Origin of the sequence: Spirillospora sp. NPDC047279, assembly GCF_040643285.1 — a bacterium.
In the GTDB taxonomy this organism is placed as follows: domain Bacteria; phylum Actinomycetota; class Actinomycetes; order Streptosporangiales; family Streptosporangiaceae; genus Spirillospora.
This window is the reverse complement of sequence record NZ_JBEYUA010000021.1, coordinates 122,462-147,575: the sequence shown is the minus strand read 5'-3', so window position 1 is coordinate 147,575 and position 25,114 is coordinate 122,462. Positions and strand designations below refer to the sequence as shown.

Annotated in this window: 27 protein-coding genes; 12 read left to right on the top strand and 15 right to left on the bottom strand. The window is 72.7% G+C overall.

The annotated features are described in order from the left end of the window. The first annotated feature begins 84 nt into the window (after positions 1-84). Positions 85-447, top strand: a complete 363-nt coding sequence (locus ABZ810_RS39950; RefSeq protein WP_358412113.1) for a DUF3703 domain-containing protein — start codon at positions 85-87, stop codon at positions 445-447. Here the strand turns inward: ABZ810_RS39950 and ABZ810_RS39945 are convergent. Continuing rightward, the gene (locus ABZ810_RS39945) at positions 437-1,162 is read right to left on the bottom strand and encodes an NAD(P)H-binding protein (RefSeq protein WP_358412112.1); all 726 of its coding nucleotides are present in this window, start codon (positions 1,160-1,162) and stop codon (positions 437-439) included. The two genes, ABZ810_RS39950 and ABZ810_RS39945, sit on opposite strands and share 11 nt — an antisense overlap. Before the next feature lie 110 nt (positions 1,163-1,272). On the opposite strand from ABZ810_RS39945, the gene ABZ810_RS39940 reads away from it, so the two are divergent. Next, positions 1,273-1,923, top strand: a complete 651-nt coding sequence (locus ABZ810_RS39940; protein WP_358412111.1) for a nitroreductase family protein — start codon at positions 1,273-1,275, stop codon at positions 1,921-1,923. Here the strand turns inward: ABZ810_RS39940 and ABZ810_RS39935 are convergent. The 6 genes from ABZ810_RS39935 to ABZ810_RS39910 all read right to left on the bottom strand — a co-directional run bounded on the left by ABZ810_RS39935 (position 1,910) and on the right by ABZ810_RS39910 (position 8,086). Next, the gene (locus ABZ810_RS39935; protein ID WP_358412138.1) at positions 1,910-2,848 is read right to left on the bottom strand and encodes an ABC transporter substrate-binding protein; all 939 of its coding nucleotides are present in this window, start codon (positions 2,846-2,848) and stop codon (positions 1,910-1,912) included. The genes ABZ810_RS39940 and ABZ810_RS39935 overlap by 14 nt on opposite strands. 157 nt (positions 2,849-3,005) lie before the next feature. Further along, on the bottom strand, positions 3,006-3,776 hold the full coding sequence (locus ABZ810_RS39930; protein ID WP_358412110.1) for an ABC transporter ATP-binding protein: 771 nt from the start codon (positions 3,774-3,776) through the stop codon (positions 3,006-3,008). Positions 3,777-3,800: 24 nt separating this feature from the next. Continuing rightward, the gene (locus ABZ810_RS39925; protein WP_358412109.1) at positions 3,801-4,853 is read right to left on the bottom strand and encodes an iron ABC transporter permease; all 1,053 of its coding nucleotides are present in this window, start codon (positions 4,851-4,853) and stop codon (positions 3,801-3,803) included. Continuing rightward, positions 4,850-6,163: an MFS transporter gene (locus ABZ810_RS39920; protein ID WP_358412108.1), complete on the bottom strand. Its 1,314-nt coding sequence runs from the start codon at positions 6,161-6,163 to the stop codon at positions 4,850-4,852. The genes ABZ810_RS39925 and ABZ810_RS39920 overlap by 4 nt, the downstream gene beginning before the upstream one ends. After that, positions 6,160-6,987, bottom strand: a complete 828-nt coding sequence (locus ABZ810_RS39915; protein WP_358412107.1) for a DUF364 domain-containing protein — start codon at positions 6,985-6,987, stop codon at positions 6,160-6,162. The genes ABZ810_RS39920 and ABZ810_RS39915 overlap by 4 nt, the downstream gene beginning before the upstream one ends. Positions 6,988-7,087: 100 nt before the next feature. Then, positions 7,088-8,086 (bottom strand): pyridoxal-phosphate dependent enzyme, encoded by a 999-nt coding sequence (locus tag ABZ810_RS39910; RefSeq protein WP_358412137.1) that lies wholly within the window; start codon positions 8,084-8,086, stop codon positions 7,088-7,090. 203 nt (positions 8,087-8,289) lie between these two features. Here ABZ810_RS39910 and ABZ810_RS39905 point away from each other — a divergent pair, with 203 nt between their 5' ends. Continuing rightward, positions 8,290-9,282, top strand: coding sequence for a hypothetical protein (locus ABZ810_RS39905; protein WP_358412106.1), 993 nt, complete (start codon positions 8,290-8,292; stop codon positions 9,280-9,282). Here the strand turns inward: ABZ810_RS39905 and ABZ810_RS39900 are convergent. Continuing rightward, a complete protein-coding gene (locus tag ABZ810_RS39900) occupies positions 9,194-9,796 on the bottom strand; it encodes a short chain dehydrogenase (protein ID WP_358412105.1) in 603 nt (200 codons plus the stop codon). The two genes, ABZ810_RS39905 and ABZ810_RS39900, sit on opposite strands and share 89 nt — an antisense overlap. Before the next feature lie 205 nt (positions 9,797-10,001). Between ABZ810_RS39900 and ABZ810_RS39895 the strand changes: the two genes are divergently transcribed. Together ABZ810_RS39895 and ABZ810_RS39890 are read left to right on the top strand one after the other, a co-directional pair. Then, positions 10,002-10,430 carry a helix-turn-helix domain-containing protein gene (locus tag ABZ810_RS39895; protein WP_358412104.1) on the top strand — a complete coding sequence of 143 codons (429 nt, stop codon included), beginning with the start codon at positions 10,002-10,004 and terminating at the stop codon, positions 10,428-10,430. Positions 10,431-10,439: 9 nt separating this feature from the next. Continuing rightward, positions 10,440-11,561: a winged helix DNA-binding domain-containing protein gene (locus ABZ810_RS39890; protein WP_358412103.1), complete on the top strand. Its 1,122-nt coding sequence runs from the start codon at positions 10,440-10,442 to the stop codon at positions 11,559-11,561. Positions 11,562-11,684: 123 nt separating this feature from the next. Here the strand turns inward: ABZ810_RS39890 and ABZ810_RS39885 are convergent, their stop codons facing one another. From ABZ810_RS39885 to ABZ810_RS39875, 3 genes are all read right to left on the bottom strand, one after another. Further along, positions 11,685-12,407 (bottom strand): DUF4190 domain-containing protein, encoded by a 723-nt coding sequence (locus ABZ810_RS39885; RefSeq protein WP_358412102.1) that lies wholly within the window; start codon positions 12,405-12,407, stop codon positions 11,685-11,687. Positions 12,408-12,728: 321 nt separating this feature from the next. Continuing rightward, a complete protein-coding gene (locus tag ABZ810_RS39880; protein WP_358412101.1) occupies positions 12,729-13,364 on the bottom strand; it encodes a response regulator transcription factor in 636 nt (211 codons plus the stop codon). After that, a complete protein-coding gene (locus tag ABZ810_RS39875) occupies positions 13,361-14,587 on the bottom strand; it encodes a PspC domain-containing protein (RefSeq protein ID WP_358412100.1) in 1,227 nt (408 codons plus the stop codon). The genes ABZ810_RS39880 and ABZ810_RS39875 overlap by 4 nt, the downstream gene beginning before the upstream one ends. Before the next feature lie 155 nt (positions 14,588-14,742). On the opposite strand from ABZ810_RS39875, the gene ABZ810_RS39870 reads away from it, so the two are divergent. The 3 genes from ABZ810_RS39870 to ABZ810_RS39860 all read left to right on the top strand — a co-directional run bounded on the left by ABZ810_RS39870 (position 14,743) and on the right by ABZ810_RS39860 (position 17,987). Beyond that, positions 14,743-16,134, top strand: a complete 1,392-nt coding sequence (locus tag ABZ810_RS39870; RefSeq protein WP_358412099.1) for a PspC domain-containing protein — start codon at positions 14,743-14,745, stop codon at positions 16,132-16,134. After that, positions 16,127-16,354: a hypothetical protein gene (locus ABZ810_RS39865; protein ID WP_358412098.1), complete on the top strand. Its 228-nt coding sequence runs from the start codon at positions 16,127-16,129 to the stop codon at positions 16,352-16,354. Before ABZ810_RS39870 ends, ABZ810_RS39865 begins: the two co-directional genes overlap by 8 nt. Before the next feature lie 310 nt (positions 16,355-16,664). Continuing rightward, positions 16,665-17,987: a dicarboxylate/amino acid:cation symporter gene (locus ABZ810_RS39860; protein ID WP_358412097.1), complete on the top strand. Its 1,323-nt coding sequence runs from the start codon at positions 16,665-16,667 to the stop codon at positions 17,985-17,987. 92 nt (positions 17,988-18,079) lie between these two features. Here ABZ810_RS39860 and ABZ810_RS39855 read toward each other — a convergent pair whose 3' ends face one another. Continuing rightward, entirely contained in the window at positions 18,080-18,517 is a 438-nt protein-coding gene (locus ABZ810_RS39855) for a cysteine dioxygenase (protein WP_358412096.1), read from the bottom strand. Positions 18,518-18,870: 353 nt separating this feature from the next. Here ABZ810_RS39855 and ABZ810_RS39850 point away from each other — a divergent pair, with 353 nt between their 5' ends. After that, complete coding sequence (locus ABZ810_RS39850; RefSeq protein ID WP_358412095.1) at positions 18,871-20,382, top strand: alkaline phosphatase D family protein; 1,512 nt, start codon at positions 18,871-18,873, stop codon at positions 20,380-20,382. 113 nt (positions 20,383-20,495) lie between these two features. Continuing rightward, positions 20,496-21,488, top strand: a complete 993-nt coding sequence (locus tag ABZ810_RS39845) for a hypothetical protein (RefSeq protein WP_358412094.1) — start codon at positions 20,496-20,498, stop codon at positions 21,486-21,488. Here ABZ810_RS39845 and ABZ810_RS39840 read toward each other — a convergent pair. The 3 genes from ABZ810_RS39840 to ABZ810_RS39830 form a co-directional block, all read right to left on the bottom strand. Further along, on the bottom strand, positions 21,485-21,757 hold the full coding sequence (locus ABZ810_RS39840) for a WXG100 family type VII secretion target (protein ID WP_358412093.1): 273 nt from the start codon (positions 21,755-21,757) through the stop codon (positions 21,485-21,487). The two genes, ABZ810_RS39845 and ABZ810_RS39840, sit on opposite strands and share 4 nt — an antisense overlap. A gap of 117 nt (positions 21,758-21,874) precedes the next feature. Next, a complete protein-coding gene (locus tag ABZ810_RS39835; protein ID WP_358412092.1) occupies positions 21,875-22,168 on the bottom strand; it encodes an MTH1187 family thiamine-binding protein in 294 nt (97 codons plus the stop codon). Between the two features lie 61 nt (positions 22,169-22,229). Continuing rightward, positions 22,230-22,571 carry a DUF1801 domain-containing protein gene (locus ABZ810_RS39830; RefSeq protein ID WP_358412091.1) on the bottom strand — a complete coding sequence of 114 codons (342 nt, stop codon included), beginning with the start codon at positions 22,569-22,571 and terminating at the stop codon, positions 22,230-22,232. 147 nt (positions 22,572-22,718) lie between these two features. On the opposite strand from ABZ810_RS39830, the gene ABZ810_RS39825 reads away from it, so the two are divergent. Beyond that, positions 22,719-23,039, top strand: a complete 321-nt coding sequence (locus tag ABZ810_RS39825; RefSeq protein WP_358412090.1) for a YciI family protein — start codon at positions 22,719-22,721, stop codon at positions 23,037-23,039. After that, positions 23,036-24,955, top strand: coding sequence for a DUF6596 domain-containing protein (locus ABZ810_RS39820; protein ID WP_358412089.1), 1,920 nt, complete (start codon positions 23,036-23,038; stop codon positions 24,953-24,955). The genes ABZ810_RS39825 and ABZ810_RS39820 overlap by 4 nt, the downstream gene beginning before the upstream one ends. The last annotated feature ends 159 nt before the right edge of the window (positions 24,956-25,114 follow it).

Here is a 25,114-nt window from a genome sequence, read left to right as displayed (position 1 = left end):
GCGGCCGGGCACCCGACGCGGGCCGGGCGCCGGTCCAGCAGGTTCGTTCAAGCGCCGTGCCCGCCGCCGGGTGAAGCTCGGGGCATGGCCACTTCCATGCCGCCCGCCGTCCGCGCCGCCTTCGAGGCCGAACTCGCCGCGGCCCGCGCGTCCACCGACCTCGACGCGATGTGGACGGCGCTCGAACGTGCGCACGTCCTGTCCCAGCCGTGGGCGTGGGCGCACACCCGCGCCCACTGGCACATGCTGGTGCTCGCCGTGCGTTGCCGCGACCGCGCCGAGGCGTTCGGCCAGGTCGTCCGGCTTGTGGTCGGCGGCCCCGGCTCGCTGATGGGCCGCGCGCCGGCCGGCAACACCGGGCGCACGAGCGTCGGCCTGATGACCGTCATGCCCGTTCCGGACGACCTGGCCGCGATCCTGGACGGCCGGACCGAGGTCACGACGTGATGGCGAGGTGCACGCCCCGGTGCGCGGGCTCGTCGATCTCGTCCAGCAGCGCGATCGCGAAGTCGGGGTAGCTCAGCCGGCTCTCCCAGTCGCCGTGGTCGGTGAGCCGGTACGACCCGGCCCGCTCGCCGTCGTGGTCGAAGTCGCCCGCCGGGCTGATGTAGAGCCAGTCCAGCGAGGTCTCGCGCAGCGCCTCCAGGCCGGCCGCGTGCCCCAGGGAGAACTCCCGGTGCTCGGCGGGGAAGCCGGGATCGTCCAGCAGCGCCACCCCGTCCTTCCCGGGCAGCAGGGACGCGATCCCCACGTACACCACCCGCCGCACGCCCGCCTCCGCCAGGCCGGTGCCGACGGCCCGCGCCGCGCGGCCGAAGAAGTCGCGCGCCGGGATGCTCAGATCGGCCGCCGCGACGATCGCCGCGTCGGTCCCCGCCGCCGCCTTGGCGACGGACGCCGCGTCCAGCACGTCACCGGCCACGACGGAGAGCCCGCCGCCCGCCGCCGCGCCCGCGCCCGCGCCCGTGTCCGCGCCAGTGTCCGTGTCCGAGCCCGCCGTTCCGCCCGGCCCTGAGGTGCCCGCCGCGTCCAGCTCGGCGAGGTCCTGGTGGGAGGCGGGGTCGCGGACCACGGCGGTGACGGTGTGACCCCGGCGGAGGGCCTCCGCGACGGCCGTCCTCCCCGCTCGCCCGCCGGCACCGAAAACAACGATCCTGCTCATGGTGACGCCCCTGTCGTCCGTGGCCGGCGTTCCGTCCGCCGCCCGTCGCCGGGACGTTAACCGAGGGCCCGGTTTCCTCCCGGATACCGGACCGCGCGACGATGACCCCCATGACCACGTCACCGCTCGGCCCGGACGAACTGCTCACCACCACCCGCACGGTCCGCAAGCGGCTGGACCTCACCCGCCCGGTGCCGCTGGAACTCGTCCGCGAATGCCTGGAGATCGCCCTCCAGGCGCCGAGCGGCAGCAACCGCCAGGGCTGGCACTGGATCGCCATCACCGAGCCCGAGCTCCGCGAGCGCATCGCCGACTACTACCGGCGTTCGCTCGACACCTACTACCGGTCGGGGCGGTCCGCCGCGTCCCTGTACAAGGACGACCCGGACCGGGCGGCGACGCAGCGGCGCGTCGGCGACAGCTCGCTCCACCTGGCCGACCACATGGGCGAGGTCCCGGTCCTTGTGCTCGGCTGCATCAGGCTGCCCACCGGCGCGCTGCCCGAGGGCAGCCAGGCGAGCCTGTGGGGTTCGCTGCTGCCGGCGGCCTGGAGCTACATGCTCGCGGCGCGCGCCCGCGGCCTCGGCACCGCCTGGACGACCCTGCACCTGGCGTACGAGAACGAGGTCGCCGAGCTGCTCGGCCTGCCCGGCGACGTGCGGCAGGGCGTCCTGATCCCCACCGCCTACTACACCGGCGACACGTTCAGGCCCGCACCGCGCGCGCCGCTCGACGAGGTGTTCCACCTCAACGGGTGGTGAGCTCGCGCAGGTAGGCGCCGAACTTCTCCAGCCCGTCGATGTTGCGCGGCCCGCTGATCCCCTCGTTGTAGTCGAGGACGAAGAAGTTGCCCTTCCTCACGGCGGGCAGCTCGCGCGTCCGGGGGGACGACCTGAGGAAGTCGATCTTCTTCTGGGCGGGCAGGTCGCCGTAGTCGAGGATGATGACGACCTCGGGGGCCGCCTTGGCGACGGCCTCCCAGGTGACCTGCGTCCAGCGCTGGTCGAGCCCGGCGAAGACGTTGCGCCCGCCCGCGCCGCCGATGATGTCGGTGGGCGGGACCTGGGCGCCCGCGGTGAACGGCTGGTCGGTGCCCGAGTCGTACAGGAAGACCGGCACGGGCTCGCCCTTCGGCGCCCTGGCCCGGACGGCCGCGGCGCGCTGCTTCAGGCCGGCCACGACCCGGGTGGCGCGGTCCTCGACCTTGAAGATCCGGCCGAGCCGCTGGAGGTCGCTGTAGAGCGCCTCGAACGGGGTGACGCGCACCGGGTGGCCGGGATAGTTGAAGCAGCTCTCGGTGTGCATGAAGCTCTGGATCCCGAGCTTGTCCAGGATCGCCGGGGTGATGCCGCGCTGGTCGCTGAAGCCCGACTTCCAGCCCGCCACCACGAGGTCGGCCTTGGCCTCCACGACGACCTCCTTGTTGAGCAGGTCGTCGCTCAGCATCCGCACCTTGGCGTAGTCGGCCGCCCAGGGCGACTCGGACACGGGCGGGTTGGCCGGCGGCATCACGTACCCGTGCACGTGCGAGGTCAGGCCGAGGCTGAAGAGCTTGTCGGCGCTGCCGGCCTCGTAGGCGACCGCCCGCCGCGGCACGCTGTACCCGACCGGCTCGCCGCAACGTTCGACGGTGGTCCTGCCGGTGGCGGCGGCCTCGTCCACGTCGGCGCCGCAGGCGGTCAGCACGAACGTCGCGGTGAGCGCGGAGGAGGCGAGCGCGGACGCCCGGAAGGCGCGGGACGCCCGGAAGGGCCGCGAGACCGGGGAGGGCCGCGAGACCGGGGAGATCGGGGAGGGCCGGGAGATCGGGGAGGTTCGGCGGGTTCGGCTGGGCAGCGGCACGTCACGGGCCTTTCATCGAATAGAGAAGCTGAGGCACCCCGGTGCCGGGATGTCGGACGACGGTGGCGGTCACGCCGAACACGTCGTGGATCAGGCGCGGAGTGAGGATCTCCGCGGGGTCGCCGCCGGCGACCAGGCGCCCGCCGGCGAGTACGCCGAGCCGGTCGCAGGCGGCCGCGGCGAGGTTGAGGTCGTGCAGGACGACCAGGACGGTGCGTTCCAGGTCGCGCAGCAGCGAGAGCAGCCCGACCTGGTGGCGTACGTCGAGGTGGTTGGTGGGCTCGTCCAGCACCAGGATCCGGGGCTCCTGGACGAGCGCGCGGGCCAGGAAGACGCGCTGGCGTTCCCCGCCCGAGAGCGTGAGGACGCCGCGCCCGGCGAGGTGGCGCACGTCGAGCAGGTCCATCATCCGGTCGCAGAGGTCGCGTTCGCGCGCGCTCAGCGGCCGGTTGCCGCGCAGGTGCGGCGCCCGGCCGAGCGCGACGACCTCGGCGACGGTGAAGTCGAGGTCGACGGCGGCGTCCTGGGTGGCGGCCGCGATGGTCTGGGCGCTGCGGCGGACGGGCCATCGCGACAGGTCGTCGCCGCCCACCCGGACGACGCCCGCCGTGGGGCGCAGGGCGCGGTAGACGCAGCGCAGGGCGGTGGACTTGCCACTGCCGTTCGGCCCCACCAGGCCGACGACCTGGCCGTCGCCGGCCTTGAGGGACAGGTCGTCCACCAGGGTGCGCCCGTCGGTCACGACCGTGAGGCCGTCCAGGGTCAGGTCCATGCCACAGCCCTTCGAACAGACATGTCAGCGGCCTCCGAAGAGATAGGCGCGGCGCCGCATCAGGGTCACGAACACCGGGACGCCGACGAGCGCGGTGATGACGCCGATGGGCAGTTCGCGCGGGGCCACGAGCGTCCGGGACACCAGGTCGACCCAGACCATGAAGATCGCGCCGATCAGCGGGGCGACGGCCAGGACGCGGGCGTGCGCGGCGCCGGTCACCATGCGGACGAGATGCGGGATGACCAGGCCGACGAAGCTGATGGCGCCGCTGACCGCGACCATCACCCCGGTGACCAGGGAGACCAGGACCAGCAGGGCCCGGCGGTGCCGGTCGGGGGCGACCCCGAGGCTCACCGCGGTCTCGTCGCCGAGCGCCATGACGTCCATCGCCCGGCTGGAACGGTGGAGCAGGACCACCCCGGCCAGCACGGTCACGGCCACGACGGGCAGCGCGCCCCAGCTCGCGGCGCCGAACCCGCCCATCGTCCAGTAGAGGACCAGGCCGGTCGCCTCGCTGTCGGGCGCGAAGTAGACGATGAGGCTCATCACCGCCTGGAAGCCGAGCGCCATGGCCACGCCGGTCAGGACGAGCCGCAGCGGGGCGACCGCTCCCCCGCGCGCCGAGACCCCGTACACCAGCACCGACGCCACCAGCGCACCGGCGAACGCGCCGGCCGAGACCGCGTAGACGCCGAGGGCGGCCAGCCCGCCGGTGACCGTGACGGCCACCGCGCCGACCGACGCGCCCGACGAGACGCCGAGCACGAACGGGTCGGCCAGCGCGTTGCGCACCAGCGCCTGGATGGCGACCCCGGCCGCGCTCAGCCCGGCCCCGACGAGCGCCGCCAGCACCACGCGGGGCGCGCGGATCTGCCAGATGATCTGGTAGGTCGTGATCTCGTCCGCCCGGATGTGCCCGCCGCTCAGCGCCGCCCACAGGTGGCGGGCGGTCTCGCGCGGGGTGATCACGGCGGTCCCGAGCCCGATCGCCACGATCACCGAGCCGAGCAGCAGGACGGCGAGCAGCACGCAGGCGGTGACCAGCCCACGGCGGGAGGCGAGCAGGCGCCTCATGCCGACCCCGAACGGGAGACCAGGACGGCGGCGCCCAGCGCCATGACGACCAGGGCGCCGAACACCACGGCGACCCCCGGGTAGCCCGCCAGTCCGAGCCCGGCCCCGCCGAGGGCCGCGCCCGCGAAGACGCCGAGGCTCATGCCCGCCGCGTTGACGCTCAGCGCGGCGCCGCGCAGCGTGTCCGTGCGCCGGACCAGGAGGCTGACCACGGCGGCCGCCACGACCGCGTGGCTCGCCGCGTGCAGCGACGTCAGCGCCAGGGCCAGCGGCAGCCAGTGCGTGAGGTAGAAGCCGGTGACCGAGGCCAGCGCGGCGACCAGGCCGATGCCGAGCAGGCGTTCGGTGGCGACACGGGGGGCGTCGGCGTTGGTGAACCGCCCGGTGAGCAGGTTGCTGACGAAGAACGCCGCGCCGCTCAGCGTCCAGACCAGCGCGAACGTCCCGGGGCCGAGACCGAACCTGGCGTCGTAGAACGCCGCGAGGTAGGCCAGGTACCCCATGAAGACGGCCGTGCGCAGGAAGGCGATCAGCAGCAGGGGCACGACGCCGGGGACGGCTCCGAGCGTCCTGAACGAGGCGAGGTAGCCGAGCCTGGGCGCGGAGTCTCCGCCCTCGGCCGTCGCGCCGTCCGGCGGCCTGCGCGTCAGGAAGACGGCGGCGAGGAGGAGGGCGCCGGCGGCCACCGCGAGCAGGTCGCCCTGCCAGCCCCACAGCAGCGCCGGCAGCGCCACGACCGGCGCCGCGAGCATGGCGGTCAGCGACTGGGTCGCCGTCACGAGCGTCGCCGCCCGGCCCGCCGCCCGGCCCGCCGCGCCCTCCGCGGCCCTGCCCGCGGCGCCCTCCGCGGCCCTGCCCGCGTCACCGTCCGCGGCCCTGCCCGCGAGGCCGCCCGAGCTGAACGTGTCCGCGGCGGCGGCCGTGAGCGCCGGGTTCAGGACGGCCGTGCTGGCGCCGACCAGCAGGCAGAAGACCGCGAGCAGGACGAAGTCGCCGGCGGCTCCGAGCGCCGCCGAGAACGCCAGGGCCACCAGGCCGAAGCCCGCCGCCCGTTCCCTGGAGACGCGGTCGATCAGCGGGGCGAGGGCCGTGCCCACCAGCAGCGCGGCCAGCCCGCCGAGCCCGCGGAACCCGCCGACCGCCGCGACGCCGCCGCCCGCCTCGTCCGCGATCGGCACCAGAAAAGTGCTGAACACGGTGAACGGCAGCAGCCCGACCGCGGAGGCCAGCAGCACCGGCCACAACGTCCGCGCCATCCGCAGGTCGCCGGGCATCGGCTCGGCCGCGGAGCCCCGGACGCCGGCGCTCATCGCCCCGCCCCGGCCGCGCGATAGCGGTAGAGGGTGGTCGGGTCCGCGCTGAACTGCGAGAACGGGAACGGCTCCGCCGACAGCGCGGTGACCCCTGAGGACAGGAACGCGCGGGCCACCGCGCCGCCCGTCTGCGCGTACACCACCAGCGGCACGTCCCGTTCGCGGCAGTGCCGGAGGACGAGGTCGAACGTGCCGTTGCTCAGGGTCATCCCGGTCGCCACGACGGCGTCCGCGTCCGCGAGCACCTCGGTCATGTCGTCGGTGACCGGCTCGCCCCACTGGGTCTCGCGCAGGTTCAGGTCGCAGGGCAGGCAGACGCCGCCCCGGTCGCGGATCGCGGCGACGAGCGGGTTGACCACGCCGATGAGGGCCACCCGGTCGCCGGGCTCGATGTCGAGGAGCCCGGCCACGGCGGCGTCGCGCGCCGCGGCCCGTACCTCCGGCGTCCCGAGGGGCAGCGTGACCCGCTCGGCGTCCGGCGCGTCGCGATGCGGCCGGACGTGCCCGAGGTACGCGTCGAGGGCGGCGGTGCGGACGAGCGGCGACTCGTTCCCGAGCAGGGTGTCGAGGGACTCTCCCGACGCCTTCTCGCAGAAGCCGGGCGCGAGCTCCCCGGCCTCGAACGAGCAGGCGCCGAACGTGGGCCCGACCCGGAGCAGCAGGTAGTGGTTGTGGTAGGTGACCTGGCTCCCGGCGAGCCGGGTGGTGTTGTAGAGCCAGAACGCGCTGGTGACGGTCAGGTCGCGGGGATCGGGCCCGTGCGCGCCCGACAGGACGGCGCCGGTCAGGTCCGCGACCGAACGCGGCGAGGGTGGGGGCATCAGAGGCTCTCTCGTTTCAAGCGGAGGGCGGGTCAGGCTGAGGGCGGGGTCAGGCTGAGGGAGGGGTTAGGGGGTGGGGCGGGTCAGGGGGTGGGGCGGGTCAGGGGGTGGGGCGAAGGCCGGGCCAGGAGCCGGTCGACCACGGCGGCCGGAGGTCGTCGAGGGAGGTGATCTCGTGCGGCCTCAGCGCACCGGCGTCGTGCGTCTCGCGGTGCCGGGCGAACACGGCGTCCACGTAGCGGTGGCCCGTGTCGGCGGCGACGAAGACGTGGGTCCGGGAGCCGTCGCGGCGGCGCTCCCAGCGGGCCGCCAGGTAGGCCGCGCCTGAGGACAGCCCGGCGAAGACGCCGCCCGACCGCAGCAGCGCGACGGCGCCTGACGCGGCGGGGCCGAAGCCGACCCAGTGCACCCGGTCGTACAGGTCGTGGCGGACGTTGCGGAACTCGATGGCGCTGCCGATCCCCGCGATGATCATGTCCGGGTCGGTGACGTGCTCCGCCCCGAACGTGACGCTGCCGAACGGCTGGACGCCCACGAGCGCGACGTCCCGGCCCGCGGCGCGCAGATAGCTCGCGAGGGCGCCGGTCGACGCCCCGGACCCGACGCCGCCCACCAGCGTGAGCGGCACGCCGGGGAGGTCGGCGGCGAGGCTCTCGGCGACCTCGCGGTAGCCGAGGTAGTGGATCTCGTCGTGGTACTGCCGCATCCAGTGGTAGGTGGGGTTGGCGTCGAGGATCTCGGCGATGCGCCGGACGCGGAGCTCCTGGTCGAGGCGCAGGTTCCGGGACGGCCTGACCTGTTCCAGCGTCGCCCCGAGGATCTCCAGTTGCGCGCGGAGCGTGCGGTCGACGGTGGTCGAGCCGACGATGTGGCACTTCATCCCGTAGCGGTGGCAGGCGAGCGCCAGCGCCTGCGCGTAGATGCCGCTGGAGCTGTCGATGAGCGTGTCGCCGGGCGCGACGGCGCCCGATTCGAGGAGGTGCCGGACCGCGCCCAGCGCCGAGTAGATCTTCATCGTCTCGAACCGCAGGCAGGCCAGTCCCGGCTCCAGCGCGACGAGGTCGGGCGCCTTGACCGCCTCGGCGATGTGCTCGTGCATCCGTCCCCACTCGTCGCCATCCACCGCAATCCGCCGCAATCGGGTCGCCATCCGCCGTCCGGTGCGGGCCGGGGTGTCCCGGCGGCCAGGAGCATCACACGAAATGAAAATGATTGTCAAATTCATTATCACTTGCCCGGAGCGTCCGACGTGAGCTAGAACGGTTATCGTTTTCGTCCAACGAACGGGAGTCGGATCGCGTGATGTCGTCGTCCACGGCCGGAGCCGGCGCGTCCCCGCCCAGGGCCGGAGTCGGCACGGCCTTCGGGACCTTCGGCGAGCTGCTCCAGGGCGTGCTGCCGGAACGGGACGGGGACTTCCTCGTGACGTTGCCCATCGCACGCTGGACGCTCGCCACGTTCCGGCCCGACCCCGCATCGGGCCGGCTGGAGGTCCGGCCGGGGCACAAGACCAAGGCCCTGCGGCTGGCGCAGATGATCGTCGAGGAGCTGCCACGGCCGGTGGGCGGGCTGCTCACCGTCGAGAGCATGATCCCCGAGGGCAAGGGCCTGGCCAGCTCGTCGGCCGACCTCGTCGCCACCGCGCGGGCGGTCGGGCGGGCCCTCGGCACGGCGATGCCCGCCACCCGGATCGAACGCCTGCTGGCGCGCATCGAGCCCACCGACGGCGTGCTCTACCCGGCGATCGTCGCGTTCCACCATCGCGCCGTGCGGCTGCGCACCGTCCTCGGGTCGCTGCCGAGCATGACGGTGGTGGGGATCGACGAGGGCGGCGCCGTGGACACGGTGGACTTCAACCTGATCCCCAAGCCGTTCACGGCGGCCGACCGGCGCGAGTACGCGCGGCTCCTGGACCGGCTCACCGCCGCCGTCCGCACGCGGGACCTCGCCGAGGTCGGGGCCGTCGCCACGCGGAGCGCCCGCATGAACCAGGCGCTCCGCCCCAAGCGGTCACTGGAGCCGATGCTCGAAATCTGCCGCGAGGCCGGCGGGCTCGGCGTCGTGGCCGGTCACAGCGGCACGACGCTGGGCGTGCTGCTCGACGCCGCCGACCCCGCCTACACGCGGCGCGTGAGCGCGGCGGCGCGGGCGTGCTCCGACCTGGCGGGCAACGCGACCGTCTACCGCACGCTCACCTTCCCCGGGGTCACTCGACCACGAACACCTGGCCTGTCTGCACACCCTCGACGGAACGGACGTACGCCCGCGCGGCCTCGGCCACGGGAACGGGCCTGAAGCCGGTGAAGATCGCGTCGTAGTCGACGGCCGACTCCTCGAAGAGGGTCGGGCTGACCACGTTCACGCGCTGCCGGTGCGGCAGCTCGGTCGCGACGGCGCGCACGAACGACTCGACCGCGCCGTTGGCCAGCGACGCCATCGTCCCCGCGGCGACCGCCGCACGCGACAGGACACCGGTGATCAGGGTGAACGAGGCGCCCCCGGCCAGGAGCGCACTGCCCTGGCGCACCAGCTCGACCTGGCTGAACGCCTTGCCGGCGAGCCCGGCCCGCACGTCGTCCGCGGTCAGCTCGCCGAACGGCTTCCAGGGCACCCAGCCCGCCGTGTTGGCCACCGCGTCGATCCGGCCCGCGGCCGCGTAGAGGGCGCGGATCGACTCCGGGTCGGTGATGTCGACGGAGAGGTCCGAGCCGGTGCGGGACGCCGTGACGACCTCGTGCCCGCGGCCCTTGAGCGCTTCGTGCACGGCGCGGCCGAGCGTTCCGGTGGCGCCGATCAGGAGGATTCTCATGCTCCGAAGGATCGCCCGGAGCCGTTGATGAAGTCCAGCTACTTAATCTTCATTGAAACTGAAGCAGATCTAACGATGATCCTACCTACCCGATCGGAATAACCTGTTGCCTCGCCGGGTTGCCGCGTTCATGACCATCGGCGAGGACCGCCTGCGCACCTGGAAGCTCCTCGGCGAGCTCGCGTGAACGATTATCGTGACGGGCATGAGAGAGCCGCTCCGGCCTGACATGTTCGACGAGCTCTGCCCGTCCACGCTGGTGCCGTTCCGCTTCGGCGACAAGTGGGCGGCGCTGGTCGTGCGCGTGCTCGAGGGCGGGCCGCGGCGGTTCTCCGAGCTGCGGATCCCGCTGCACCGCGTCACGCCCAAGGTGCTGACGCGGTCGCTGCGCGGGCTCGAACGGGACGGGCTCGTCCGGCGGACGGTGCTCGGCGACAGCCATGTGGAGTACGAGCTCACCGACCTCGGCCGGAGCATGCTCGAACCGCTGGCCGCCGCGTGCGCCTGGGCCGAGCAGCACTGGGAGGAGCTGCTCGACGCCCGCGAGGCGTACGAAAGCTCCGCCCGCGAGGCGTACGAAGGCTCCGCCCGCGAGGCGTACGAGGGCGCCGGGGGCCTCGGCCGGGCCGGATAGCCTCCTGCCATGATCACGCTGCGCGGGCTCAACCGCACGCTGCTCGGGCGCCAGATGCTGGCCGAACGGGTCGGGCGGACGCCGTTCGAGGCCGTCCGGCACCTGGTCGCGTTGCAGGGGCAGGAGCCCAACTGGCCCTACATCGGGCTCTGGTCGCGGCTCGCGGGCTTCCGCCACGAGCACCTCGCCGAGCTGATCGAGCGGCGCGCGGTGGTGCGCTCCACCATGCTGCGGCGGACCGTTCACCTGGCCGACGCCGACGACTTCCGCTGGTTGCGGCCGTCCGTGACGCCCGTCGTGGAGTCGGCGCTCAGGACGCCGTACTTCCTGGACGAGATCGGCGGGCTTGACCACGCCGACCTGCTGCGGACCGGCCGCGAGCTGCTGGCCGGGCGGACGCTGACCCGGCGCGAGTACGGGCGGCTGCTGGCCGAACGTTTCCCGGGCCGCAACGGCGGGCGGCTCGCGTCCGCGGTCGAGCTCCTGACGGCGATGGCGCACGGGCCCGAGGCGGGCGCGTGGGGCCGCTGGGGAAGCCCTTCGAACGTCTCGGTGACGCTGGCCGAAGAGTGGTCGGGCCTGCCGATGGGCGAGGGGCCCGACCATGAACGGCTGGTGCTCCGCTACCTCGCGGCGTTCGGCCCGGCGAGCGTGATGGACGCGCAGTCGTGGGCGGGCGTCACCCGGCTGCGCGGGGTCTTCGAGGGGCTCCGCGACCGGTTGCGCGTCGTCCGGGACGAGGAGGGGCGCGAGCTCTACGACCTGCCGGACGCCCCGGTCGCCGACCCCGGCCAGGACGTTCCGGTGCGGTTCCTGCCCGCGTTCGACAACGTGCTGCTCGGCCACAGGGACCGGCGGCGGATCATCGCCGAGGAGGACCGCCGGCGGTACGCGAAGGTGGCCTCGGGCGGCGTTCCGATGTTCCTGGTGGACGGCTTCGTCGCGGGCGTCTGGACGGTCCGGGGCGGGACGCTGACGGTGGCGCCGTTCCGGCCGCTGCCGGACGCGGACGCCGAGGCGGTGCTGGCCGAGGCCGAGGCGCTGCGCGCCTTCGTCGGCGGCGACCTGACCGTCGACTTCGTGGCGGACGGGTCGGCGCCGATCAACAACCTTCAGGCGGGAAAGGCGTAGAAGGGGCCATGCCGCACGGCGGGGAAGCGGCCAGGCCCGGCGCACGGGACGCCGGGCCTGCGACGGCCGCCGTCCGCGGCGCTCTGCCCCTGTCTAGCGCGCCGCCGGACGTGCTCGGATCGTTCAGACGCGCAGCTTGCGCGTGAGCTTCTTGCCCTCGGTGGCGTGCACGGCGACGCACGTGACCAGCCTGTCGCCGTCCGCCCAGGACTGGATCGTCGGGTAGTAGTACGAGGTCGCCAGGCTGGCGCCGGCGGGGTCGCGGTTCAGCCTGGTGCCGACCCGCGCCTTGCACCCGGCCGAGGCCAGCTTGCTCATCTGGGCGTCGGTCGGCAGCGTCGCCACCGCGAGCCGGAACGACGCCAGCACCTCGCCGTCGTGCGGGCTGGTGCACGGCACGACCTTGACGCTCTCCACCTCGACCGGGCCGTCGGTGGCGGTGGTCGCCGCCGCGGAGTTGTCGTTGATGCAGTCGCCGACGCGCATCTTGTTGGCGCCCACGTCCTTCGGCTTGGTCACGGTCGCCTTCGGGCTGGGCAGCTTGCCCGCGATGTCGTCGCCGTCGACGGACTTGAGGAAGAGGTAGCTCGCGGTGCCGACCACGCCCCAGAGGAGCGAGATGACGATGCCCGCGATGGCCAGGCCGCGGCCGCGCTGGCCGCGCTCCTTGATCTGCTTCAGCGCGATGACACCGAGGATGATCGAGATGAGCGAGACGCAGCCGAGGACTCCGGTGATGAGGCTGGCCACGGCCAGCCCGTTCGTGGTCGTCGGCCGGTGCGAGCTCGGGCCGGGAGGCCCGGGGAAGCCGGGCTGCCCGGACGGACCGGGTTGTCCCGGCGGCACGGGATAAGAAGGTTGGGGTGCGGCATCCGGGGCGGGAGGACCGCCCGGAATGCCGGAACCGGGTGGGTACGTCATGACGAGCGACCATTCCACGACGGTGATCACCCCGCCGGGATATGTGATCACAGTACGGTCACGAAGTGGTCAGAAGACTTGTAATTTGGCCCAGATGGAACTAAGGACACTTCAACTGTCCGGCAGGACATCTCGGTTCACACCCGGCCAACACAGCGGCGGCACCGAGCCGACACAGCGGCGGCACGGCGGCGGCACAGCGGCGACACCGCGCGACACCGCGCGGACACCGAACTCCAACCGGACTCACACCAGGCGGCGCGCGGCGGCCCAGCGCGACAGCTCGTGCCGGTTGGACAGCTGGAGCTTGCGCAGCACCGAGCTGACGTGCGTCTCCACCGTCTTGACGGAGATGAAGAGCTCCTTGGCGATCTCCTTGTAGGCGTACCCGCGCGCGATCAGCCGCAGCACCTCACGTTCGCGCTGGGTGAGCTGGTCGAGCTCGGGGTCCACGGCGGGCGCGTCGCTGGCGGCGAACGCGTCCAGCACGAACCCCGCCAGGCGGGGCGAGAAGACCGCGTCGCCCTCGGACACCCGCCCGATCGCGGCGGTGAGCTCGGGCCCCGAGATGGTCTTGGTGACATAGCCGCGGGCGCCGCCGCGGACCACGCCGATGACGTCCTCGGCCGCGTCCGAGACCGACAGGGCCAGGAAGCGCGACTGCACGTTGCCGTGCAGGCGGCGCAGCACCTCGATGCCGCCGCCACCGGGCAGATGGACGTCCAGCAGCACCACGTCGGGCTCGGCGGCCTTGATCACGGTGACCGCCTCGTCGACGTCGCCGGCCTCCCCCACGATCTCGATGCCGTCGCCGAGCTCGGCCTTGACGCCGGTCCGGAACATCTGGTGGTCGTCGACCAGCACCACCCTGGTAGCACTCATGACTTCTTGATCTCCAAACGCACTTCGGTGCCCTCCCCCGGGGCGGTGCGGACGGTGGCCTTGCCGCCGTTACGTTCCATACGTCCGATGATGGACCCTCGCACGCCCATCCGATCCTCCGGGATGGCGTCCTGGTCGAACCCCTTGCCACGGTCCCGGACGAAGATCGCCACATCGTCGCCCTCGACCTCGGCGTACACCGAGACGGTCGGCGTCTCGGCGTACTTCGCGGCGTTGACCATCGCCTCGCGGGCCGCCTGAAGGGTCGCGCCGAGCCGGTCGTCGAGCGAGGTGTCGCCGACGCAGACGACCTCGATCTGCACGCCGTGGTCGTCCTCCACCTCGCCGGCGATCTCGCGGACCGCGGCGGCGAACGTCTGGTCGGGGTCGGCCTTCGGCTGGTAGAGCCAGCTGCGCAGGGTGCGTTCCTGGGAACGGGCGAGCCGCTGCACCTCGCGCGGGTCGGAGGCGTTCCGCTGGATCAGGGTCAGCGTGTGCAGGACCGAGTCGTGCACGTGCGCGGCCAGCTCGGCGCGTTCCTGCGAACGGATGCGCTCGTGCCGCTCGGCGTCCAGGTCCTGCCAGAGCCGGACCACCCACGGGGTGACGATCACCGCGACGCCGGTGAGGATCACCAGCGTGGCGATGAGCACCGGGCCGGCCTGCGAGGGGCTCACCCGCTGCGCCACGAAGCCGGCGATGCCGCCGACGACCAGTACGAAGCCGAGGATGCTGCGCAGCCACATCTGGCGGAGCGGGATCCGGGTGAGGCCGACCCAGCGCTGCCGCTGGTCGCGGTCGGCCTGCTGCCACAGGATGGCGACGCCGATGCTGCCGACGATGAACGGCCACAACGCGGCCTGCATGACGCCGGTGCCCCAGGTCAGGAACGACAACCCGCACGCGGCCGCGCCATAGGCCAGCAGCTGGCCCCAGTCGCGCCGCCGGACCGACGGCCTGGCGGCCTTGGCCTTGGCGCCGTCGCCACCCGTGACCTCGACGTCGATGCGGTCGCTCGGCAGCAGGACCCAGAGCGCGCCGTACGCGGCCACGCCGATGCCGCTGGCCATGGTCAGCAGGACGAACGCGGCGCGGATGATCACCGTGTCGACGCCGAGATGGGAGGCCAGCCCCCGGCACACGCCGACCAGCAGCCGACCGTCGGTGCGGCGCAGCAGCTTCGGCGCCTCCAGCGCCCGTCCCGTCATCGTCGTCGTCTCCATGGCCCGATACGCGAAAGTCCCATCGCAACGATCGTCACACGCGACGCGCGCGTGCGCATCAGGGCAGGCCCCCGATTACCTGCGGGATTCCTCAGGGTCGGGTCAGGGGTCTCCCCGATACCGCCCGGGGGCGGGCGTCCGCCACGATGGTGACCATGGCCGAGGACCGCAGCACCACCAGCCCGCCTCCGACCAGCCCGCCCCCTTCGCCGAGCGACTACGAGCGCATGCCCCGGGTCTCCGAGGGGCGCATCCTGGCCGGGGTCTGCTCCGGCATCGGGCGGGCCACCGGGATCGACCCGGTGGTGATCAGGGTCGGTTTCGGCATCCTCGTGCTCACGCACGGCCAGGGCATCCTCCTCTACATCGCCGCGGCGCTCTTCATGCCCTCCGGCCCCGCCGACCTCGCGCCCGCCGAACGCCTGTTCCGGCGGCGTTTCGACCGGGCCGGAGTGTTGTCGATCATGGCCGCGGTGTTGTGCCTGAGCTTCGCGCTCACCATGACCGGCGGTACCGCGTTCGGCGACACGCTGGCGGTCTTCACGGTGCTCGGGCTGGTGCTGGTGGTCTCCCACGCGCGCGGCGTCGACCTCGTGGCCGCCGCCCGTTCGTTCCCCGAACGCCTCCAGGGCCACCCGCTCGGCTCGGCCGCCGCCGGGCACGCGGCGGGCGCGGGCGCGGCGGCCGACCGCGCCGGTACGGGCGGCGTGGCCACCGCCACCGGCACCGGCACCGGCACCGCGAGCGCCCCCGTCACCGAACGGATCTCGCTGGAGAAGCTCGACCGCGACCCCGGCGGGCTGCCCGAGGGCATGATCGACCTCGCCGCCCTGAGCGGCGCCGGGTCCGGCGGCCACGCGGGCACCGCCTGGTCCCCGGTGGACGACGACCCGCCGCCGGCCAGGGCCGCCGCCACCGTGACGTGCAGGCCGCGCGAGTCGTCCCCGCTGACGCAGATCACGATGCTGGCCGCGCTGGCCGCGGGAGCGGCGATCATCCCGGTCGCGAGCGGCTACCCGGCCCCGCAGAACGCCGTGATCGTCGGCTCCGTCGCGCTCGCCGTCATCGGTGCCGGGCTCCTGATGGGCGGCTGGTTCCGGGCCCGCGGGCTCGCCACGGTCGGCACCGTGCTCACCCTGAGCCTGCTCGCCGGGACGGCCGCCACCGAGATCCCGGCCGGCGCCCGCTACGGCGAGATCGAATGGCGCCCGACGGACGGCACCCGCACCGAGCAGGACTACAAGGTCGGCGTCGGGTCGGCCGTCCTGGACCTCACCGCCCTGCCGATCAAGCCGGGCGAACGCGTGACGATCAACGCCGAGGTGCTGCTGGGCGGCCTCAAGGTCAAGCTGCCGCCGGGCGCCAGGGTCGAGCTGGACGCGCGCATCGGGCTGGGCGACCTGTCGGTGGACCGGCGCACCATCAGCGGCCCCCGCGCCCAGACCACCGAGGTCCTCCTCCCCGCCGACGCCAAGACCCCCGACCCGCCCGTGATCGCCCTCCGCATCCGCGGCAAGGTGGGAGACATCCAGGTGGACCATGTCTGACGATCTGAAGCCCACCGGCGAGCGGCGGTACCGGTTCGACCCGGGCGGCGTGCTCACCGGCCTGTTCTTCCTCGCGGTCGCCGCGGTCTCGCTGGCGAGCGGGCTGTCCGGCGAACCGGTCGTCGAGCCGCAGTTCCTCATCCCGGTGGTGCTGGCCGGGCTGGGCCTGGTCGGCATCGTGCGCGTCTTCACCCGGTCCCGGCGCCGCCGCCTGCGCTGATCTTGCGCTGATCCTGCGCCGACGCCGACGCCGGCGTGATGCGGATCACCATCCGGACCGGGAACAACGAATCCGGACATCGCGGTTGACTGTGCCCGTGAGGTTCTCCCAGAAGAGCATCCTGCTCGTCGCCCGGCTGCACGTGGATCTGTGCCGCCTCGCGAGCGTGCTGTGTAGCGGCTGAACGCCCCCGGCACCCTCTTCTCTCTCTTCACCTCCCGCTCCCCTTCACCCAGCGCACCGGCACGCCCTGACGTCGCGAGCCGGACCGCGCCGCCACGGGTGACTCGACTCCCCTGGAGAACCGTTCGTGAACCCGCGTGTCTGGAAATGGCAGTTCTGGCAGCAGATCGTGCTCGCCCTCGTACTGGGCGTGGCCGTCGGCGCCCTCTTCAACAACCTCGGTGACGGCGCCGCGCTCGCCGAGGACTGGCTCGACCCGTTCGGCTCGGTCTACACCAGCCTGCTGAAGGTGGTCGTCGTCCCGCTCGTCTTCACCGCGATCGTGGTGAGCATCGGCCGGCTCCGCGACGTCGGCAACGTCGCGCGGCTGACCGGCAAGACCCTCGGCTGGTTCGTGGTCACCTCGGCCATCGCCACCGCGATCGGCCTGATCGTGGCGCTGCTCGTCAACCCGGGCGAGGGCCTGGGCAGGCTCGCCGCCGAGACCGCCGAGACCGAGCCGGTCACCTGGACGCAGATCCTGCAGAACCTCTTCCCGTCCAACATCGTGAACGCGATGGCCGAGGGCAACATCCTCGGCGTCGTCACGTTCGCCGCGCTGTTCGGCGCCGCGCTGGTCGCGATCGGCGAACGCGGGCGGCGGCTGACCGACCTGCTCGACGACGTCTACCAGGTCATGCAGAAGGTCGTCTGGTGGGTCGTGCGGCTCACCCCGATCGGCTCGTTCTTCCTCATCGCCGCGGTCGTCGCCACCTACGGCCCGAGCTCGCTGCAGCCGCTGGCCAAGTTCACCGGCGCGATCTACCTGGCCGTCGCGGTGATGCTGATCGTCGGCTACCCGGCCCTGCTGCGCGTCTTCGGCCGTGTCTCGCCGCTGAAGTTCTACCGCAACTCGTGGCCCGCGCTGCAGTTCGCGTTCGTCTCGTCGTCCTCGCTCGCCACCCTGCCGATCGCGCAGAAGGTGCAGATCGAGCGCAACGGCGTCCAGCCCGAGTACGCGAGCTTCGCCCAGCCGCTGGGCGCCACGATCAAGTTCGACGGCTGCGGCGCGATCTACCCGGCGGTCGCCGCGGTCTTCGTCGCCCAGTACACCGGCGCGAGCCTGGGCTTCGCCGAGTACGCGCTGATCGCGCTGGCCGCGATCATCGGCCAGCTCGGCACCGGCGGCACGCCCGGCCCGGCGCTGGTCGCGCTCACCCTGACGCTCACCACCGTCGGCCTGCCGCTCCAGGCGATCGGCTACCTGATCGCCATCGACAAGGTGATCGACATGGCCCGGACGACGCTGAACGTCGCCGGCCAGCTGACCGTCCCGGTGCTGGTCGCGCGTTCCGAGGGGCTGCTCGACGAGGAGACCTTCAAGGGCACCCCGCCCGACATCACCGGCGCGCCCGAGACGCCCGCGGAGGAGGCTCCGGCCGCCCGCGAGACGGCCCCCGTCCCGGCCTGACCCGCGACGGAACGCGACGCCCGCCGCCCCTTGCCGGGGACGGCGGGCGTCGTCGCGTTCGCGGGCCCGCGATCAGGGCCGGGGCCGGCGGGTCAGGAGGCGAGGTCGGCGTGCAGCGTGATCGCGTACGCCGGACCGGGGTTGGTCAGCTCGTGGGTGCGGCCGCCGCCGTGGACGCGCACCCGGTTGGCCCGCAGCGGACGTTCGGACACCCCGTCGGAGGTGATCCGCACCTCCGCGAGCTCACCGGCGATGACCGTGCTGACCTCGGTGCCCGCGTGGTCGTGCACGTTCGTGCGGTGGCCGGGCGGCCAGGTGATCAGCCACGGCTGGATCCCGTCCACCGCCTCCAGCCGGACGCGCACCGGCCCGTCCTCGAAGCGCGCCAGATGCCACCAGTCACCGGGGCGCGCGGCCAGCTCGTGGATGCGCGTGGCCAGCTGCCCCACGGTCGGGCGGCGGGACGTGGCACGCCCGTGAGGGTCGTCCTGGCCACGCATCGTGATGTCGGGAACCATGTCGAGGTTCACAGAGAGAGGTCCTTCGTGTACGGCCGTTCAGCGGCCGAATGGGCCAAGGAGAGAACTGGGTCGAACGGGCCGGGGAGCCGTCACCCGGCGGCGGAGTCGCTGATCAGCGACAACAACACGAAAGACACGGACACAGCGCGCCGGCCGCGCGGCACAGGGCCACGGGGCTGCTGGGAGAGAATCGCGCTGACATGGGCTCTAGGAGACACTCCGCTACGGAGCGTTGTCAAGTCGATGACCAAATGATCACCAGATGTCCCGTGTTAACGGAACGGCCACATCCGGTCCTGGTGGCGTACGTCCCGCCGGGAGACCATGCGGCACGTCAACGACCTTGGTGAACGGAGAGATCGATGGACCGGCGGACCCTCTTGCGCGGCGGCCTGATCGCGGGCGGCGCCACCCTCGGCCTCGTCCCCGGCCCTTCGGGGGCCGCATCCCTGCTCCGTTCACGCCCCGGATTCACCAACGGCGTCCAGAGCGGCGACGTCACCGCGAACGAGGCCGTCATCTGGGCCCGCGCCGACCGTCCCGCCCGCATGCTCGTCGAGGTCAGCCGCCGCCCCGACTTCAGGCACGCCGCGCGTTTCCGCGGCCCGGCCGTCACCCCGGCCACCGACCTGACCGGCAAGGCGTTCCTGCGCGGCCTCCCCGCCGGCACCGAGCTGCACTACCGCGTCACGCTCACCGACGACCGCACCACCTCGGCTCCCGCCGTAGGCCGCCTGCGCACCGCGCCGCGCTCCCGCCAGGACATCTCCTTCGTCTGGTCCGGCGACCTGGCCGGCCAGGGCTGGGGCATCAACCCCGAGCTCGGCGGCTTCCGCATCTTCAAGGCCATGAACGACCTCGACCCCCACTTCTTCCTCTGCAGCGGCGACCTCGTCTACGCGGACAACCCGCTCGCCGAGACGGTCGCGCTCCCCGACGGCCGCACCTGGCGCAACCTGGTCATCCCCGAGAAGACCAAGGTCGCCGAGACCCTCGCCGAATACCGCGGCCAGTTCCGCTACAACCTGCTCGACGCCAACCTCCAGGCGTTCAACGCGCGCACCCCGGTCATCAACCAGTGGGACGACCACGAGGTCGTCAACAACTGGTACCCCGGCGAGATCCTCGACCTGCCGCAGTACAGCGAGAAGAACGTCGACGTCCTCGCCGCCCGCGCCCGCCAGGCGATGTTCGAGTACACCCCGATCTCCCGGACCCCCCAGGGCCGCATCTACCGCCGCGTCTCCTACGGCCCCCTGCTGGACGTCTTCGTCCTCGACATGCGCACGTTCAAGGACGCCAACAACGCCAACGACTCCGCCCGCGGGCAGCTGCTCGGCGCCGCCCAGCTCGCCTGGCTCAAGGACGAGCTCCGCCGCTCCCGCGCCACCTGGAAGGTCATCGCCGCCGACCTCCCCATCGGCCTGATCGTCCCCGACGGCACCGCGTTCGAGGGCATCGCCCAGGGCGACGACGGCGCACCCCTCGGCCGCGAGGCGGAGATCGCCGACCTCCTCTCGTACGTCAGGAGGCACCGCGTCCACAACACCGTCTGGCTCACCGCCGACGTCCACTACACCGCCGCCCACTACTACGACCCCGCGAAGGCCGCCTTCAAGGACTTCACCCCGTTCTGGGAGTTCGTCAGCGGCCCCCTCAACGCCGGCGCCTTCGGCCCCAACAGCCTGGAATCCACGTTCGGGCCCCAGCTGAAGTTCCAGGCCGTGCCGCCGCGCGCCAACACCTCGCCCGCCGAGGGCTACCAGTTCTTCGGCCAGGTGGAGATCGACGGCCGCAGCTCCGCCCTGACCGTCAACCTGCGCGACCTGGACGGCACGACCCTCTACACCCAGACCCTCACCCCCCGCCGCTGAGCTCCGGAGCGACCATCGACTTTGGTCGGGCCGCCCTGGCCGAACGGCCGACGTGAGGCCGCCCGGCGTTCCGTAACGTCGAAGTCCCAGAGGGTTTCGCGGAAGGACGCCGGGTGGACGTCAAGGGGATCTCGTACGCCGTCGGAGACGCGCCCGCCGAAGTCCTGCGCCATGACATGCGGGCCATCGCCGACGGGCTGCACTGCACCCACGTGATGCTCATCGGGACCGATCCCGAGCACCACCGGGCGGCGGCGCGGCAGGCGCTGGAGGCGGGGCTGGACGTCTACGTCCGGCCCTACCTGCCCGACCGCCGGCGCCCCGCGCTGCTCGCGCACCTCACGGAGGTGGCGGGGGTCGCCGAGGAGTTGCGGGCGGAGTTCCCCGGGAGGGTCACCCTGCTGGTGGGCAGCGAGTTCTCGCTGACCTCGCCCGGGATGATCCCTGGTCCGCGGGTGTTCGTCCGGCTGCAGATCCTGATCCGGCCCAAGCTGCGGCGGCGCTTCGACCGGCGGATCACGCGCAAGGTCAACCGGCTGCTCGCCGCGGCCGCCGCGACCGCCCGGCGTTCCTTCGACGGCCCGGTGACGTACGCGGCGGGAGCCTGGGAGCGGGTCGACTGGACGCCGTTCGACATCGTGGGGGTCAACCTCTACCGGCAGGGCTCCGACAAGGCCGCGTACGAGCGGCGGCTCGAAGACCTGCTGAAGGACGCCGGGAAACCGGTGGTCATCACCGAGTTCGGCTGCGGGGCGCACAAGGGGGCCGACCTGCGCGGCCCCGCGTCGTTCCTGATCGTCGACTGGTTCGCCCGGCCTCCCCGCGTGAAGGAGGGCAACGTGCGGGACGAGCCGACCCAGGCCGGCTATCTGGGCGAGCTCATCGAGCTGTACTCCGGGCACGGCGTGCACGGCGGGTTCGTCTTCACCTTCGCCATGGCCGACTTCCCCCACGCGGCCGACGAACCCCGCCACGATCTGGACATGGCGGGGTTCGGCGTCGTCAAGTCGCCCGCGGAAGGTGCTCCCTGGCAGCCCAAGGAGGCCTTCCACGAGGTGGCCCACCGCTACGGCGGCCAGGGCGTGTCTCGAAGTCGACCGTCCTAGCGGGTGGCGGACTCGATGTTCTGCTGGGAGCGCTTGATGTCCTGGCTGCCCTGCTCGAGCGCCAGCGCCATCTTGTCGAAGGCGGCCTTGGCCTCCATCCACGCGCTGCGGAACCGGTCGGCGCCGGGGCCCCACCAGATCTCGGTGCTGGAGACGGTACGGCCGTTGAGGTCCTTGATCAGGGCGTCCAGGTTCTTGGAGTGCTTGCTGAACATCCGCGACATGTCCTCGAGCGCACCGATGCTGGCGCCGCGCTTGTCACCGCTCACGAGGGGTTTCCCTTCATTGGGGGCTTCACAGCATAGGGACCGTTCGTCACTCCGACCAGCCCCGTGTCACGAGTCAACCCCGAGGTCAACGCGAAAAGTCGCAGGTTGCCTGGTTCGTCAGCCGGCGAGGTGACGTTCGATGGTCTCGACCTTGGTGGTGAGGGCGTCGGTGACGCCGGGGCGCACGTCGGCCTTGATGACGAGGCTGACTCGGGGGGCGCGCTCGGCGAGGGCGTCGGTGGCCTGCTTGACGACGGCCATCACCTCGTCCCACTCGCCCTCGATGGTCGTGAACATCGCGTCGGTGCGGTTGGGCAGGCCGCTGGCGCGGACGATGCGCACGGCCTCGGCGACGAGTTCGCCGACGTCCTCGCCGACGCCGAGCGGGGTCACGGAAAAGGCGACGAGCATGGCATTCCCCCTTGGTCTGGGACGAGCCTAGGCGCCGCGCGGGGGGCGGGCGGCGCTCGGGTCAGGCTTCGAGGGCCTGGGCCTGGGTCAGCCAGGTGGTGATGAGGTCGGGGTCGATGTCGGCGAGGGTGCGGATCTTCACTCCGGCCATCTGGCGGGCGGCCGGGGTCAGGCGGGGATCGGCGAGCTCCTGGCCGCGCCACAGGGCGAAGGTGACGTAGGACGAGTAGGCCTTGATGAGGCAGACCGGAGTCTTGCCCGGGGCGGGGCCCAGGCTCCAGACGGGGTGGCCGTGCCAGACGGCGCCCTTGCCGGGGAGGACCGCCTCGATCAGGGGGACGAGCTTCTCGGCGATCTCGCGCCGGGCGTCGGGGAGGGCGGTCACGTAGTCCTGGACGTTCATGGTGGCTCCTCAGGTGCCGTCGAAGGTTCTCGCTGACACGTCGGCTGAGAAGACGTGACAGGGAATGGGCTGGTTCCCTGTCGGATAGATTCGTTCGACGTGGGGGCAGAACTCCGAACGGCGGGGTTCACTGCGGAAGGAACGACCATGCGTTACCTGATGATGTCCAAGGGCGGCGGCACTCCCGACCAGAAGCTGTTCACCGAGATGGCGGCGTTCGTCCAGGAGATGTCGGCGGCGGGCGTGCTGCTCGCGACCGGCGGGCTGAGCCCGGAGGCGATCGTGCTGACCTCCGAGGGCGACGAGATCACCGTGACGGACGGGCCGTTCGCCGAGGCCAAGGAGGCGGTGGCCGGGTTCGCGCTGGTCGAGGTGCGGTCCAAGGAGGAGGCGATCGAGCTGGGGCGTCGCTTCCGCACGATCGTGGGCGACGGGCAGAGCGTCATCCAGGAGGTCTTCGGTCCGTGACCGACGTCCACGGCACTCTCGACGGGGTCTGGAAGTTCGAGTCGGCGAAGATCATCGCCGCGGTGACGCGGATCGTGCGCGACGTGGGGCTGGCGGAGGAGCTGGCCCAGGACGCGCTGGTCGCCGCGCTCGAACAGTGGCCCAGGGACGGGGTGCCGGACAATCCCGGCGCTTGGCTGATGACGATCGCCAAGCGCCGGGCGGTCGACCTCGTCCGGCGCTCGCAGAACCTCGAGCGCAAGCACGAGCAGCTCGGGCGGGAGCCGGAGGAGCCGCGGCAGGAGGACGACCTGCTGCGGCTGATGTTCATGTCGTGCCACCCGGTGTTGCCGACCCAGGCCCGGGTGGCGCTGACGTTGCGGCTGCTCGGCGGGCTGACGAACGCGGAGATCGCGCGGGCGTTCCTGACGAGCGAGCCGGTGATCGCGCGGCGGGTCGGCGAGGCGAAGCGCACGCTGGCCGAGGAGGGGGTGGCGTTCGAGCTGCCCGAGGGCGGTGAGCTGGCCGGGCGCTTGTCGTCGGTGCTCGGGGTCATCTACCTGGTGTTCAACGAGGGCTACTCGGCGACGGCGGGCGACGACCTGATGCGGCCGGGGCTGACGCTGGAGGCCCTGCGGCTCGGCCGGCTGCTGGCCGGGCTCGCGCCGGACGAGGCCGAGGTGCACGGACTCGTGGCGCTGATGGAGATCCAGGAGTCGCGTTCGGCCGCCCGGACGGGCCCCCGGGGCGAGCCCGTCCAGCTGCACGAACAGGACCGCGGGCGCTGGGACCCGCTGCTGATCCGGCGCGGGTTCCAGGCGATGCTCAAGGCCCGCGCGGTGGGCGGGGCACCCGGCCCGTACGTGCTCCAGGCGGCGATCGCGGTGTCGCACGCGCAGGCGCCGACGGCCGAGGAAACCGACTGGGCGCAGATCGCGGGCCTCTACGAGGCGCTGGTCCGGCTGACGCCCACCCCGGTCGTGCGGCTCAACCGGGCCGTCGCGGTCGGGTTCGCGCGGGGGCCGGCGGCCGGGCTGGAGCTGGTCGAGGAGCTGGTGGCCGATCCCTCGCTCCGCGATTACCACCTGCTTCCAGGTGTACGTGGAGATCTGCTGCTGCGGCTCGGCCGGACGGGCGAGGCCCGGCGGGAGTTCGAGCGGGCCGCGGCGTTGACGAGGAACGAGGCGGAGCGGGCTTTCCTGCTGCGCCGGGCGGACACGATCGAGGTCCCGGACGCGGCCGGGCCGACGCTGGGCGCGGCGGCTCGCGACTTCCTCGAACAGGGCGGGCTGGGCGCGGCGACGGTCCGCTCGTACGGCCAGACGCTCGACCGGCTGCGGCGGGCGGTGGGCGACCAGGCTCCGCTCGACGCCCTGACGCCGGAGGCCGTCGCCCTGGCGTTCCAGACCGCGTGGGATGGGGCCGCCGCACGGACCTGGAACCGGCACCGTTCGGCCGTGCGCTCGTTCGGCGAGTGGGCCGGGCTGGACGATCTGGTGTCCGGGATCGAGCGCAGGCCGGAGGTGGCGGCCCCGCAGGTGACGTTCGATCCGGGCGCGCTGTGGAGCCGGGACGATCTGGCGCTGCGCGAACGTGTCCTGTGGCGGCTGCTGTACGAGTCGGCGGCCCCGGTGACCGCCGTGCTGGCGCTGAACGTGGAGGACCTCGACCTCGACGACCGGCGGGCCCGCGCCGCCGGCCGGTGGGTGGCGTGGCGCGCGGAGACCGCCCGGCTGCTCCCCCGCCTCATCGCCGGGCGCGCCCGCGGGCCGCTCTTCCTGTCCGACCGCCGCCCGGGCCCCGCGCGGACGCCCGGGGCCGCCGATCTCTGCCCCGAGACCGGGCGCCGCCGCCTCTCCTATGAACGCGCCGAATACCTCTTCAAGCAGGCGACCGGCCATACCCTCCGGCGACTCAAAAGTGAGCCCGACACCTGAAATAGGGCCATGTCAAGGTCTAGTGCGCGTTTCCGACTAGGCATACGTTCATAAGGTCGCCCTCCTTCCTCCGGAGGTGGCCTCGATGCCGCGGCCTGTCCAGCGCGCTCCTCCCCCAGGGACGTCCTCCCGCTCAACCCACCCCTGAGACGCCCCTGG

Excerpts from the sequence above, each read along its gene's own strand:
- ABZ810_RS39950 (WP_358412113.1), top strand. The coding sequence starts at position 85 with ATGGCCACTTCCATGCCGCCCGCCGTCCGCGCCGCCTTCGAGGCCGAA.
- ABZ810_RS39945 (WP_358412112.1), bottom strand. The coding sequence starts at position 1,162 with ATGAGCAGGATCGTTGTTTTCGGTGCCGGCGGGCGAGCGGGGAGGACG.
- ABZ810_RS39940 (WP_358412111.1), top strand. The coding sequence starts at position 1,273 with ATGACCACGTCACCGCTCGGCCCGGACGAACTGCTCACCACCACCCGC.
- ABZ810_RS39930 (WP_358412110.1), bottom strand. The coding sequence starts at position 3,776 with ATGGACCTGACCCTGGACGGCCTCACGGTCGTGACCGACGGGCGCACC.
- ABZ810_RS39925 (WP_358412109.1), bottom strand. The coding sequence starts at position 4,853 with ATGAGGCGCCTGCTCGCCTCCCGCCGTGGGCTGGTCACCGCCTGCGTG.
- ABZ810_RS39920 (WP_358412108.1), bottom strand. The coding sequence starts at position 6,163 with ATGAGCGCCGGCGTCCGGGGCTCCGCGGCCGAGCCGATGCCCGGCGAC.
- ABZ810_RS39915 (WP_358412107.1), bottom strand. The coding sequence starts at position 6,987 with ATGCCCCCACCCTCGCCGCGTTCGGTCGCGGACCTGACCGGCGCCGTC.
- ABZ810_RS39910 (WP_358412137.1), bottom strand. The coding sequence starts at position 8,086 with ATGCACGAGCACATCGCCGAGGCGGTCAAGGCGCCCGACCTCGTCGCG.
- ABZ810_RS39905 (WP_358412106.1), top strand. The coding sequence starts at position 8,290 with ATGTCGTCGTCCACGGCCGGAGCCGGCGCGTCCCCGCCCAGGGCCGGA.
- ABZ810_RS39900 (WP_358412105.1), bottom strand. The coding sequence starts at position 9,796 with ATGAGAATCCTCCTGATCGGCGCCACCGGAACGCTCGGCCGCGCCGTG.
- ABZ810_RS39895 (WP_358412104.1), top strand. The coding sequence starts at position 10,002 with ATGAGAGAGCCGCTCCGGCCTGACATGTTCGACGAGCTCTGCCCGTCC.
- ABZ810_RS39890 (WP_358412103.1), top strand. The coding sequence starts at position 10,440 with ATGATCACGCTGCGCGGGCTCAACCGCACGCTGCTCGGGCGCCAGATG.
- ABZ810_RS39880 (WP_358412101.1), bottom strand. The coding sequence starts at position 13,364 with ATGAGTGCTACCAGGGTGGTGCTGGTCGACGACCACCAGATGTTCCGG.
- ABZ810_RS39875 (WP_358412100.1), bottom strand. The coding sequence starts at position 14,587 with ATGGAGACGACGACGATGACGGGACGGGCGCTGGAGGCGCCGAAGCTG.
- ABZ810_RS39870 (WP_358412099.1), top strand. The coding sequence starts at position 14,743 with ATGGCCGAGGACCGCAGCACCACCAGCCCGCCTCCGACCAGCCCGCCC.
- ABZ810_RS39865 (WP_358412098.1), top strand. The coding sequence starts at position 16,127 with ATGTCTGACGATCTGAAGCCCACCGGCGAGCGGCGGTACCGGTTCGAC.
- ABZ810_RS39850 (WP_358412095.1), top strand. The coding sequence starts at position 18,871 with ATGGACCGGCGGACCCTCTTGCGCGGCGGCCTGATCGCGGGCGGCGCC.
- ABZ810_RS39835 (WP_358412092.1), bottom strand. The coding sequence starts at position 22,168 with ATGCTCGTCGCCTTTTCCGTGACCCCGCTCGGCGTCGGCGAGGACGTC.
- ABZ810_RS39830 (WP_358412091.1), bottom strand. The coding sequence starts at position 22,571 with ATGAACGTCCAGGACTACGTGACCGCCCTCCCCGACGCCCGGCGCGAG.
- ABZ810_RS39825 (WP_358412090.1), top strand. The coding sequence starts at position 22,719 with ATGCGTTACCTGATGATGTCCAAGGGCGGCGGCACTCCCGACCAGAAG.